The sequence below is a fragment of the Paenibacillus allorhizosphaerae genome, assembly GCF_042659105.1.
In the GTDB taxonomy this organism is placed as follows: Bacteria; Bacillota; Bacilli; order Paenibacillales; family NBRC-103111; genus Paenibacillus_G; species Paenibacillus_G allorhizosphaerae.
Window position 1 is genome coordinate 837,332 of record NZ_JBHSRV010000002.1, and the last position, 12,698, is coordinate 850,029.

Here is a 12,698-nt window from a genome sequence, read left to right on the forward strand (position 1 = left end):
GGTGCAGACAGCATGCGCGTGGATTTATTGATCGAGAACGTCCTGATTTATAACAGCTATTTCAAGCGGTTTATGCCCGGCAACGCGGCTGTGCTGGACGGGAAATTTTTATATATCGGCAAGATGGGGGCCGAAAGCTTTGAAGCGGGAGACGTCATCGATGGTCAAGGCCGTTACATGATCCCTGGCCTCATCGACATTCATCTTCATATCGAAAGCTCGATGATTACGCCTGAAGCGTTCTCCCATGCGCTCATTCGGAACGGCGTCACCACGATTGTTCCGGAGCCTCATGAAATGGCCAATGTGTTCGGCCTGGAAGGGGTAAACGAAATGATCAAGGCGAGCCGGAACTGCGTGGCGGATATGTTCTACGCCATTCCGAGCTCGGTACCGGCGACGTCGATGGAAACGACGGGCGGCTCGATCGAGATCGAAGACATGAACGAGCTGCTGCGCACGGAGCGCATCATTTGTCTCGGGGAGATCATGAACTATGTGGATGTGATCACCGATCCGGACTGCAAGACGAACCAAATTCTGAAACACATTCGAGAGAGCTACCCGCAGTTGATCATTGAGGGCCATGTTCCGAAGCTGCTCGATCTGGACCTGCATCAAATGATCTTCAGCGGAGTAGATTCTGACCACACCCATCAAACGATCGAGGGGATGGAAGCCCGGATCGCCGCCGGCATGTTCATTGAGATCCAGGAAAAATCGATGACCTCGGAAGTGATGGATTATTTGATCCTGCACGACGTTTCCGAGCATTTCTGCTTCGTAACCGACGATGTGATGCCCGATTCGTTCCAGCGGCGCGGCCATCTGAACCATATCGTGCGCAAGGCGATCCGCATGGGCATGGAACCGGAAATGGCGATTTATGCCGGCACATTTACGCCGGCCCGGAGAATGCGCATGCATGACCGGGGAGCTATCGCACCGGGGAAGATTGCCGATTTCATGCTTGTTTCCGATATCCGGGATCTGACGATAGAACAAGTGTATAAGCGCGGCAGCAAGGTGTATGACGTGATCGAGCCTTACAAGCCGAAAGCAAACGAGCGGGCTTTCCCACAGCATTTTTACGAAAGCGTAAAACTGGCGGAGCTTACCGAAACCGATTTTCAGGTCGCGGCTGAGACGAACAATGGTCCGGACGGACGGTATATGGGCCGTGTCATGATGGTGAAGGACGGCTCGACGTTCATTGAGGAGCATCAGGTCGAAGTCGAGGTTCGCGGCGGGCAGCTGATATGGCAGGAGAGCGGCTACGGTCTGCTGGCCACGTTCGAGCGTTATGGGAAAAGCGGCAATCGCGCCTACGGCCTCATCGGCGGAGATACCATCAAGCGCGGTGCGGTGGCCACGACATACTCGCACGATAATCATAACCTGCTGGTCGTCGGCCATAACGAGGCGGATATGATGCTCGCGGCCAACTGGGTGATCGCGAATCAAGGCGGCTTTTGTGCAGTCGACGGGGGAGAGGTGCTGGCCGGTCTGCGGCTGCCAGTAGGCGGCATCCTTACCGAGGAGCCACTCGAACAAACGGCCGAAGAAGTAGAGAAGCTGCTCGATGCCATGAAATCGTTAGGCTATCGTCATTATAATCCGATTATGTCGCTCAGCACCCACTCCCTGGCGGTTAGTCCGGCGCTCAAGCTTACCGATCACGGCTTGATCGATGTGAATAAAGGGAAGGTCATTCCTCTGCTTGTTCGGGCTATTTGATTGAATAGGACTTGATATGAAAGACATTGAACTGTGATTCGTGATGCGGGCGTATTATAAAGTATAACTTATGCTGTCAGAAGGTGACTCCGATATTCATTTGGGGTCATCTTCTTTAATGTCTATTGATAATTGCTCAATGCTCGTACAATCAATATATTCTAGTTCATCCTTCAAATGTCCGAAGTAGATTCCATAGAAGGCATTGTCATAAACAATTCCATTCTAGACAAATGGATTGCCGGAATCCTGCTTCTTTGACGTGCGCTTTTGAAACTGTTCTTGACAGAGCTAGACGAAGTCGGTACAATCTCATTAATAGTAATAATTACTTATAAAAATAAAAACCGAACTACGTGTTCGGTTTTTAAATGGAACGTAATCGTAATAATTACTTTTAGGAGGCCGATTGATGAATTCAACAAAAATACCAGTCACCGTCTTAAGTGGATATTTGGGGGCCGGTAAAACAACGCTGCTCAATCATGTATTGAATAACCGGCAAGGCTTGAAGGTCGCAGTCATTGTCAACGATTTAAGCGAGGTCAACATCGACGCCGAGCTCGTCAAGTCGGGCGGCGGGCTTTCGAGAACGGAAGAGAAGCTGGTGGAAATGTCGAACGGGTGCATTTGCTGTACGCTTCGCGAGGATTTGCTGAGAGAAGTGGAACGGCTCGCCAAAGAAAACCGGTTCGATTACATCCTGATCGAATCGACCGGCGTAGGGGAGCCGGTTCCGGTCGCGCAAACGTTTAGCTACATGGACGAGGAGCAGGGGATCGATCTTTCCGCTTTTTGCCGGCTCGACTGCATGGTAACCGTTGTTGATGCTTACCGCTTCTGGCATGATTTTTCTTCGGGTGAAAGCTTGCTCGAACGCCAGGAAGCGGCTCATGAAGACGACACGCGCGATGTGGTCGAGTTGCTGATCAGCCAGATCGAGTTTTGCGACGTTCTCATTTTGAACAAGTGTGACATGGTTGAAGAGGATGACCTCCGTGAGCTGGAACAGGTGCTTCGAACGCTGCAGCCAAGAGCGAAGCTGATTCGTTCCGAGTTCGGGGCGGTCGATCCGAAACAAATTTTGAATACCGGTTACTTCAATTTCGAACAAGCGAGCGAGTCGGCTGGCTGGATTCAGGAGCTGAATAAAGAGTATCATACACCAGAAACCGACGAGTATGGCATCTCTTCGTTTGTATATGAACGCAGCAAGCCGTTTCATACGGAACGGCTCACCTGCTGGATGGAGGAATGGCCGGCCGAAATCGTGCGGGCGAAAGGGATGGTATGGCTCGCAACCAGAAATGACATGGCGCAAAGCTTAAGCCAAGCCGGTCCATCGATTCAATTCGGACCTGCCGGCTTGTGGGTCGCCGCACTGCCGGAAGCAGAGAAAGTACAGATGATGAAGGATAACCCGGAGATCGGTTCCAAATGGCATCCTGAATTCGGAGACCGGATCAGTCAGATCGTATTCATCGGAATCGATCTGCAGCCGCAGCGCATTGCGGAAACGCTCGATTCCTGCCTGTTGACCGATGAAGAGATGAAAGAGGATTGGAGCCGGCTTCAAGACGAACTGCCGAATACGAATCCGGAGCAGCCGAAGCTTTTTGCCCGATAATTTTACTTAACCGCGTGATCGGAACGATCCCACACTCGCAAGCGGGGAACATAATGCCGATCGTGAAGCCGAGCAAGGAGGAAAGAAACTCGGTTTTTGGCATGATGGGTACAATCCATTGTTCTTTTAAATTAATTTTGAATCATTCCACCCCCGACATTATCGTCCTGAGAACAGGTGTTTGTCCCGGTATTTTTGACCCGACAATGATCGTGTGGAGTACAGAGATGCCCGCAAAAACTTCGGCAATCATGATGGAACTCATGCATAAACGGTATGAGTTTTTCTTTTTTCCTGGGTATGCTAAACTCGATATATAGCAAAAAAATCCAGTGAACAAGGAGGTGGTGCCCCATGACAATGAATAGTAGACCCAATAGATTAGCCAAGGAAAAGTCACCTTACTTGCTGCAACATGCTTATAATCCGGTTGACTGGTTTTCTTGGTCGGATGAGGCTTTTGAAATCGCCAAACGCGATAATAAGCCTATTTTCTTATCTATTGGGTATAGCTGACGTTGGATACTTTGAGAACTTGCCATTGGTGTCACGTCATGGAAAGAGAATCGTTCGAGAACGAAGAAGTCGCGGAGCTGCTGAACCGGGATTACATCGCCATTAAGGTAGACCGGGAGGAGCGCCCGGATGTAGACAACTTATACATGTCCGTCTGTCAGGCGATGACGGGGCAGGGCGGATGGCCGCTCACCATCATTATGACGCCGGAGAAGAAACCGTTTTTCGCCGGCACTTACTTTCCGAAAGGACGTAAATTCGGCCGTCCCGGCTTGATGGATATTCTCCCGCAAATTGCGGGGAAATGGAAGGACGACCCGAACAGGGTGGCCCAGATCGGCGAGCAGGTTGTTGAGGAGACGCAGAAGCGGTTGATCGCGAACCTGGAAGGGGAACTGTCGGACGCATTGCTTGAGCAAGCCTACAGCATGTATGACAGCATGTTCGATGCTGCGTTCGGCGGGTTCGGGGGTGCGCCGAAGTTCCCGACTTCGCACAATTTGTCTTACTTATTACGCTATTGGAAACGTACGGGCAACGAGAAAGCGCTTGCGATGGTGGAGAAGTCGCTCGATGCAATGCACCGCGGCGGAATCTTCGATCATGTCGGTTTCGGCTTCGCCCGCTATTCGACCGATGAGCGATGGCTTGTGCCGCATTTCGAGAAGATGCTGTACGATAATGCGCTGCTCGCCATGACTTATATTGAAGCGTTCCAGGCGACGGGGAAAGAGCGCTACGCCGAAGTTGCGGAGCAGATCATTACCTACGTGCTGCGAGATATGACCGATCCGGACGGGGGCTTCTACTCGGCGGAGGATGCCGACTCCGAAGGCGAGGAAGGCAAATTCTACGTCTGGACGCCGGACGAAGTGAAGCAAGTGCTCGGCGAAGAAGAAGGCGAGCTGTATTGCGACGTTTACGATATTACCGCTGACGGCAATTTTGAAGGCCACAGCATTCCGAATTTGATCGACGCTACGGTCGAGTCGATGGCGCGTTTAAAACAGATGGATCTGCAGTCCATGAAGCAGCGGCTGGAGGCATCGAGACAGAAGCTGTTCGAGCACCGGGAGAAGCGAATCCATCCGCATAAGGACGATAAAATCTTAACGTCCTGGAACGGGCTGATGATTATGGCGTTAGCCAAAGCGGCCAAGGCGCTGCAAAAGCCGGAATACGCGACGGCGGCGCGAAAAGCGGTACACTTCGTGCTGAACAAGCTTCGCAGGGAAGACGGCCGGCTGCTTGCGCGTTACCGGGACGGGGAAGCGGCGTATCTCGGCTATGTGGACGATTACGCGTTTCTGGTCTGGGGCTTGATCGAACTGTATGAAGCGACGTTCGATTGGCAGCTGCTGGAGCAGGCGGTTCAACTGAACGAAGAGATGCTGCGGCTGTTCTGGGATGACGAGAAGGGCGGGCTGTTCTTCTATGGACATGACGGGGAGCAGCTGTTCACCCGGCCCAAAGAAATATATGACGGCGCCATGCCTTCAGGCAATTCCGCGGCGGCGCTCAATATGCACAAGCTTGCCCGTTACACCTACAACGCGGCGCTAGCGCAGAAGGCGGAGCTGCAGCTCAAAGCGTTCGCCGGATCGGTCGAACGGTATCCGTCCGGTCACGCTTTGTTCCTGATGGCGCTCGAATTTGCGCTCGGCGCGCCGGCGGAAATCGTCATCGCGGGAGATCCGGCCAAAACGGACACGCAGGAGATGATCCGGGAAGTGCAGCGTGCATTTTTGCCGCAGGCGATTATCATCCTGAACCCGAAGGGGGACGATGCTGCGGATGTAGCCCGGTTGATACCGCTTGCCCAAGATAAGCTGCCGCTTGGAGGCCGGGCGACGGCATATGTATGCGAGAATTTTGCATGCCAATCGCCGGTAAGCGATGTGGAGGAGCTTCGCGAGTTATTGCAGCCGGAAGTTTAAGGAACGCAGCAAGTAAATAAGCAAGTAACCGGGCAATGGTTATTCCCATAAATCAACATAACCAAATGAGTCGTCCTTCCATGGCGCGGAGCGCCAAGGGAGGACGACTTTTTTTGCTGCCCACAGGAGCGGTGGTCATAAGTTTGGCTTGTTTTATTTCCGTGACCGGGACGAACATACGGGAATCGAGACGGACAAATGCATACTGTACAAGGGAACTACATGTTTCTTTGCCATGGAAGGAGGATGATCATGGATGTCGAGAACGGTAGCAAGCAAATGGAAGAAGACGAAGGCGCTGCTTGAGAGCAGTCGCATAGCGAAAGTGATCCCGGAGACGCGTAAGTTCAGTTCCGAGGCATTGAAAGAGATGCTTGCCAAATATGGCAGCGTCGTTGCCAAGCCGTGCAGCAGTGCCGGAGGTCACGGGATCGTGAAGATTACACGCAAGGACTACGGCTATAAGATGCGTTATAAAGGGAAAAAAAAGAAAACCGGCAAGTTCTCCAAATTGTTACGCGCACTGCAGCGGCTGCAGCGGAAACGCGAGTACATCTTGCAGCGGACCATTGAGTTAGCTTCGATTGACGGCAGACCGGTCGATTACCGTGTGAAGCTTGTACAAAAAGGCGATAAGTGGAAAGTAACGGCCGTTGTTGCAAAACTTGCAAGAAAAGGCTATTTTGTAACCAATATTTGTCAAGGCGGCGACCTGCTAAAGTCTAGCGATGCGATCCGTCGTTCGCTGAACATCAATCCGCAACGGAAGAAGCGCAAAATGGTTAAACTCAGCCGCAAGTCCGCCAAAATACTGAAAAAGAAATTTCCCGGCATTACACAGTTGGGTTTCGACTATGGGCTGGATACTTCAGGGGAAATATGGATGTTCGAAGTGAATACCAGTCCGCAATGATCTTGAAAAAAAACCTCCAAACCGCTTGTTCTCGTGAAAAAGCGTTTGGAGGCGTGCAATTCGTTGCATTATGAACATATTATTTTTGCTGAAGCATCATGTTCCACAGCGAGGACGGATCGTATCCGAGGCGCCATGCCGCGACTCCGGCAAGGTCGTACTTCTTGGCAATTTCAAGGCGAGCTTTAACGGTATCTTCGGTTTCCAGCCAAAATACATTCGTGTACCCGTCCTGCTTATACTCCACTTTGTACTGATCGAACTGGGCATCCCAGGTGAGGGTTGCTTTCTTGGAATCGATCAGTTCAGGCAAGTCTTTCATGAGCAGCGCGCGGGTGTTTACGAGCCCGCCGCTGGAATCGACTTTCCATTCGCGTACATAGAACGGGATGCCCATAATCAATTTATCGCGCGGGATGCCGTAGGACAAAAACTCTTTCACGCCTTCTTCCACCCAGGACAGTCCGGCAACCGATCCGGGCTCCGTACTGCCTTGCCAATACTGATCATAGGTCATCGTAATAATGTAATCCACCATTTGACCGAGCTTCTCGTGATCGAACGCGGTTTGAGCATTCCATTTGACGCTGCCCCGTGGCAGATCGATGGATACGGTCAAGCCTTTGCTATGAGCGGCTTGCGTCAGCTCCTGCATGAATGCGGTGAAGACGGCGCGGTCTTTTCCGTTCAAACTTTCAAAGTCGATATTCAGGCCATCCACGCCAAGCGCAGCGCCTTTGTTCACGAGCGCTTCGATGAAATTGGTCCGGGCCTGCGGTGAGGCCAGGAAGGCCGAGGTCAATGCCGAATCGAACTGATTGTTCACGAGCGGATGAACCGAGTAGCCTTGATTTTTCAACCAGGCGACCGTGTCCTTGTTGGATGTATCGGTCATGTTGCCGTCGCGGTCGGCTAATTGAAAGTATGTCGGCGAGACGACATCGAGTCCGGTCGTATTGTTCACGTGCGCGCGAACGGTACTGTCACTGGAGCTTCCGTTCCAGCCCCAGAACTGCAGCTTCCGCAAGTTGTCCCATATGATGTTGCCGTTGTCATACAGCCTTATGGAAGCATTGGAATAACCCATTGCATAGTTCAGGGCGTTGTTGATCGTAGAGAAATCCGAAATCCATTTTTCATTCTGGAAGACTTGATAATAAGGATAATTATTCCATATGATCCGGTACTGACCGCCACCTTCGGGCGAAGCTAAAATTTTCGTATGGCTATACTGATTGGCGTATGCGATGGCGTCGTTCAAACTGAGGAAGGAATTCAAAAAGTTATCGTACTGGTACACTGCAAAACGCTTCGCATTCGACAGGACGACCTGCTTCGATTCCGTATTGACGACTTCCGAACCGCCCCACTTGAGCGATTCGAGTACGGCGTCCTCCAGTGAAGCGAACTTCCAATCTTCCAGCGTATAATCGTCTTGATACACTTGATAGATTTTACTGCCGCTGCGCAGTTCTTCTTTCATGGACGCGCTGATGTTGTCCCATACCCAACGATGGTCGTTCAGGCTAATAATATGGGCATTCGACCATTTGCGCGCTTCGGTTGTGGCTTCTGAAAGCGTCAGAAACTCCCAGGAATCGAGCGTAATTTCGCCTTGATAGACGCGATAAGTTGGGTAATTGTTCCATACCCATCCGCCGGATTGCAGATCACGCACGCTGGCATGGCCCCATTTGGCGGCTTCGCGAATTGCTTGATCGAGCGATGCGAATTCCCACTGGGAGCTGCTGTTTCCGTTCTGATACACTTTATAGCGCGGATAGTTGTTCCAAAGCCACTTGCGCGTGCCGATTTCTTCTACGTGGCTTGAGGTGAACTGGCGGGCATACGATTCGGCAGCCTTATAGTCGGACGTCTCATACAAAATGTGGTTGTCCTGATACACCCGGTACTTGGACGTTTTATCGGCTGCAACCGCCGAGCCTGCCGAAGACAGGAACAGCGCCAGAACGGATAAAGTAAGCAGGGTCTTGCGCATCAATATGCATCAGCCTCTTTCCTTGAAGTATGAATCGGTTGCATTCGGAACGAAGCTCCAATGCATCTACTCTATTAAACGTCAAGTGGGGCTTTTAAGTTGCGAAGGAAAATAATAGAATCATAGAAACGGTGGCACAAAAAAACCTCCGAAGCACCGCTTCGGAGGCGTTCCAACTTGCCCAATCGTTAAGCGATATCCGCGACGATCTCATCCTCGAGGCTTAGCCTGATTTGATCACGGAATACGCGCATGTTGTGCTCTTTCAACAAATAACGTTCGATGGCTTCCAGCATGTTGGCCGCAATAAAAATTTGACTGCGCCCGTCGGCATGCACTTCCGCCGAAAAGCCCAAATCCTCATCCCACATCAATTCCACTTCGACCTGGGTCGGATGAAGCTGCTTGCGCTCTGCAACATGCAGGCAAATGGCATTGATGATTTCTTGCTCGGACAATCTCATATGCTGCAACCCTCATTTTCCTTAATTATATATTAGTATCTGCGAGGCTCTTGATCCATCTTGCGGCGATCCCGGAAGTAAACGAACACTTTGCGGATGACCGCGATCAGGACGACAATGGCAAGCACGTTGATAATCAGACCGAGCATATCGCCGAGAAAGCCCATGCCGCCGAACAAGCCGCCGAACAGAAGGCCGGCCAAGCCGCCGATCATCATGCCCTTCATAAAGCCGCCAGCGCCGCCGAAAAATCCGGGTTTCTGTGCCGGAGCCTGCGTCGTTGCGGAGTTCGGCGTCTTCGTGGAAGCGGCCGGTTCGCTTTTGTTTGCGCCGCTATTCGGCGTTTGCGTCGTCGTTCCCGTGTTGAAGCTTTTTCTCGAAGACTTGTAAGCAGCGTCCGCCTGATGCGGTACCGTGAACGAAAATGCGATCGTACAAGCCATCAATAATAGAGACAATTTTTTAAACATGTTTGTTGATCCTCCCAGTTTGAATATGAATTTATATTTATCTTATCTTCGTTACTACGTATAATGTAGTCAATGGTTTCAGATTTTAAACGAAATTGTTACAATAGTAATAGAAATCTTGGCGACAGGTCATCGTATTCTAAAAAAGAGGGGAAATTCGTCATGAGGGCATATCCCGAAGCCTATATACAGTTTCTCGCCTATTTCCATGGTCCGCGGGATTATTTCGAATGCCATGAAGTGATGGAGGACTATTGGAAGTCCAATCCGGGCCATCCGTTCCGGCAAACGCTCGAAGGACTGATCCAAGCGGCGGTCTCGTTCTACCACCAGCGGCGTGGAAACTTGCGCGGCGGCGAGAAAATGCTGCGAAGCGCATTAACTCATCTTCGGGACGAGCATCTGGAAAGACTCGGCATAGAAGCGCAAGCGTTTCGCATCCGGCTCGTTAACCGGTTGGCCGCGTTGGAGAGAGCGGATTCGTTCGAATACACAGATATCGATATCCCGCTGAGTGACGCGATGCTGGAAAAAGCTTGCCGCGAGTCGTGTGCCGCGATGAAAGCGGTTTGGCTGCAGCCTAGCAACCTTACCGACGCCTTTTTGCTGGACAAGCACAAGCTGCGCGACCGAAGTGAAGTGATAGCGGAGCGGGAACGGCAAAGGCTGCAAAAACTGCGGCAGCGGACAGGGTCGCGTAACAACGAAGATATCACCCGCGAGTAAGTGAGTTGGCAGGAGGAGAAACGGTTGAGCAACAATGCGCCGGGCTTTGTCGGAAAGCCTGTAAAGATCGTAGTCGTCGAAGACGAGCCGCATATTGCGGAAGTCATCCGGCTTTATTTGGAACACGCCGGATACGAGCCTCTCATTATGAATAGAGGGAACGGAGTCATGGAGGCGATCAAATCGGACGAGCCGAACCTGGTATTGCTGGACGTAATGCTGCCCGATATTTCCGGCTTCGAGCTGTGCAGCCAAATCCGCCAGCTGCCTGGGGCGAAAGGGATGACGCCGGTCATTTTTTTAACGGCGAAAGGGGAGTCCATCGATAAACTGCGCGGATTCAATCTCGGCGTGGACGATTATGTCGTAAAGCCGTTTGATCCGAACGAACTGGTGGCACGCATTAAAGCGGTGCTTCGGCGAACGATGTTGCAAAATACTGCGCCCGCGCCTGCGCCTGCTGCAATGGCGGAAACGAAGCCGAAGACGCTGCATATCCGAAATTTAAGAATCGATTTGGAGCAGTACAAGGTGACGCTGGACGGCGTGCGGGTCGATCTAACGCCCAAAGAAATCGAGCTGCTTCATTTTCTCGCAACCAGCCCTTCACGGGTATACACGCGTGAGGACTTGCTCGGCTACGTCTGGCAGTTCGATTTCAGCGGAGGCACGCGGACCGTGGATGCACACGTCAAAAACTTGCGTAAAAAGCTCGGCAGCCACGATGGCTGGACGATTCAGACGCTATGGGGCATCGGTTATTCCTTCGAGGTGAAGCGCGATGATTAGAAGATGGATGCGCAGCTTGTACATCCAGATCTTCTTATCGTTTCTTGCGACCTGCATTTTATTATTCGTAGGACTTGCCGTATTCTGGAATTATTACTTTACCGATTTCTTCTATAAAGATAGGAAAGAACTGTTGGTGTCGCGCGCCGCTGAGGTGATTAAGATGCTGCCTTCGTATCAGGAAGGCACGATTTCGACAAGGGAGCTTCGTTTCGGAATTCGCATCGTCGCCCGCGGCGTTAACGGCTCGGTGTGGCTCGTCGATTCCAAGGGCCAAATCATGAACGGGTCCTCGGAACGGGAGAACACCACAATTCCCAAATCGATGGACCCGTGGTTCATTGACGGACTGAAAGGCAATAGCGGTTTTGTCGCAGGTAAGTACAAATATAGCATTCGCGCCGGTGAAGGGCTGCTTACTTACTATACGCCGGCTACGTTCAACGATCAGCCGATTGTGCTCATCATGAACATACCGGCGCTGGAAATCAGCGAAGCCATCACTGCGGTGCGATGGAATATCGTCGTGCCGCTGCTCTTTTCCCTCATTGCCGTCGGTGTCATCCTATACAGCTTGTCCCGCAAGCTGGCCGGACCGCTGCAGCAGATGAATACCGCGGCGCTGGAAGTCGCCAACGGCGATTTCACGACGCGGGTACCGATCTCGTCCAATGACGAAGTCGGGGAGCTGGCACGCAGCTTCAACTTCATGGTGGATCAGCTCGAGCAGTGGGAGGATACGCGGCAGGAATTTTTGGCCAATGTCTCGCACGAGCTGCGATCGCCGCTGACTACGCTGCGGGGGTTGATCGTAGCGATGAACGATCGGGTTATTCCGGAAGCGAAATATGCCCATTACCTTCAGATTTGCGATCATGAAGTGCAGCGATTGCAGCGGCTGGTAACGGATTTGCTCGATCTGGCCAGCATCGAGAACGGGATGGACGTATTCCGCACCCGACCGTTGGTGCTTCAGGAAAAAATTGCCGAGGTGCTGGACATTGTGCGCACGCCGGCTTTGGAAAAGGGGCTTCAGTTATACTCCATCTACCCGGACGCGGCCGCTCAAGCCGCCGTCGTATGTGAGCTCGATCCAGACCGGTTCTCACAAATCATGCTGAACCTGATCTATAACGCCATACGGTTTACGCCGGCGGACGGAACCATTACCGTGAAGCTGACCGCAGATGCAGAGCATGCGATCATCGAGGTGCGGGATACCGGCATCGGGATGAACGAAGCAGAGCTGCAGCGCATTTGGGACCGGTTCTACAAGGCGGAGCATTCCCGCACGCATGCTTCTGACGGCACCGGGCTGGGGCTCACGATCGTGAAACATTTGGTCGGCGGGATGAAGGGAACGATCACGGTCGATAGCGCGCCGGATAAAGGAACTTCGTTTCGGATTACATTTCCCCGCGTATTGAATTAATTTTACATTATTTTTACAAAACCCTCACAGTTTGATCAAAGAATTTCGGTAAGCTGTCCGTATATGCGGTACGGATCATTTCCGGACG

General features: G+C 51.9%; 11 protein-coding genes. 8 read left to right on the plus strand and 3 right to left on the minus strand.

The window, feature by feature from the left end; all coding sequences use genetic code 11:
* The first annotated feature begins 12 nt into the window (after window positions 1-12).
* The 5 genes from ACFQI7_RS12565 (at window position 13) to ACFQI7_RS12585 (ending at window position 6,730) form a co-directional block, all read left to right on the plus strand.
* Entirely contained in the window at window positions 13-1,737 is a 1,725-nt protein-coding gene (locus tag ACFQI7_RS12565) for an adenine deaminase C-terminal domain-containing protein (RefSeq protein WP_218100515.1), read from the plus strand.
* Between the two features lie 412 nt (window positions 1,738-2,149).
* Window positions 2,150-3,364: a GTP-binding protein gene (locus ACFQI7_RS12570; protein ID WP_218100514.1), complete on the plus strand. Its 1,215-nt coding sequence runs from the start codon at window positions 2,150-2,152 to the stop codon at window positions 3,362-3,364.
* 354 nt (window positions 3,365-3,718) lie between these two features.
* A complete protein-coding gene (locus ACFQI7_RS12575; RefSeq protein WP_218100513.1) occupies window positions 3,719-3,880 on the plus strand; it encodes a DUF255 domain-containing protein in 162 nt (53 codons plus the stop codon).
* A gap of 38 nt (window positions 3,881-3,918) precedes the next feature.
* Entirely contained in the window at window positions 3,919-5,817 is a 1,899-nt protein-coding gene (locus ACFQI7_RS12580; RefSeq protein ID WP_218100512.1) for a thioredoxin domain-containing protein, read from the plus strand.
* A gap of 256 nt (window positions 5,818-6,073) precedes the next feature.
* On the plus strand, window positions 6,074-6,730 hold the full coding sequence (locus tag ACFQI7_RS12585) for a YheC/YheD family protein (protein ID WP_218100511.1): 657 nt from the start codon (window positions 6,074-6,076) through the stop codon (window positions 6,728-6,730).
* A 79-nt stretch (window positions 6,731-6,809) separates the two neighbouring features.
* Here the strand turns inward: ACFQI7_RS12585 and ACFQI7_RS12590 are convergent, their stop codons facing one another.
* From ACFQI7_RS12590 to ACFQI7_RS12600, 3 genes are all read right to left on the minus strand, one after another.
* Window positions 6,810-8,729, minus strand: coding sequence for a glycosyl hydrolase family 18 protein (locus tag ACFQI7_RS12590; protein ID WP_218100629.1), 1,920 nt, complete (start codon window positions 8,727-8,729; stop codon window positions 6,810-6,812).
* Window positions 8,730-8,917: 188 nt separating this feature from the next.
* Complete coding sequence (locus ACFQI7_RS12595) at window positions 8,918-9,193, minus strand: YxcD family protein (RefSeq protein ID WP_218100510.1); 276 nt, start codon at window positions 9,191-9,193, stop codon at window positions 8,918-8,920.
* A 32-nt stretch (window positions 9,194-9,225) separates the two neighbouring features.
* Complete coding sequence (locus tag ACFQI7_RS12600; RefSeq protein WP_218100509.1) at window positions 9,226-9,663, minus strand: hypothetical protein; 438 nt, start codon at window positions 9,661-9,663, stop codon at window positions 9,226-9,228.
* Window positions 9,664-9,825: 162 nt separating this feature from the next.
* Here ACFQI7_RS12600 and ACFQI7_RS12605 point away from each other — a divergent pair, with 162 nt between their 5' ends.
* Genes ACFQI7_RS12605 through ACFQI7_RS12615 form a run of 3 tightly spaced genes read left to right on the plus strand, consistent with a single transcriptional unit; the run spans window position 9,826 to window position 12,610 of the window.
* On the plus strand, window positions 9,826-10,389 hold the full coding sequence (locus ACFQI7_RS12605; RefSeq protein WP_218100508.1) for a DUF309 domain-containing protein: 564 nt from the start codon (window positions 9,826-9,828) through the stop codon (window positions 10,387-10,389).
* 24 nt (window positions 10,390-10,413) lie between these two features.
* Entirely contained in the window at window positions 10,414-11,178 is a 765-nt protein-coding gene (locus ACFQI7_RS12610) for a response regulator transcription factor (protein ID WP_218100507.1), read from the plus strand.
* On the plus strand, window positions 11,171-12,610 hold the full coding sequence (locus ACFQI7_RS12615) for a sensor histidine kinase (protein WP_218100506.1): 1,440 nt from the start codon (window positions 11,171-11,173) through the stop codon (window positions 12,608-12,610). Before ACFQI7_RS12610 ends, ACFQI7_RS12615 begins: the two co-directional genes overlap by 8 nt.
* Window positions 12,611-12,698: the final 88 nt, after the last annotated feature.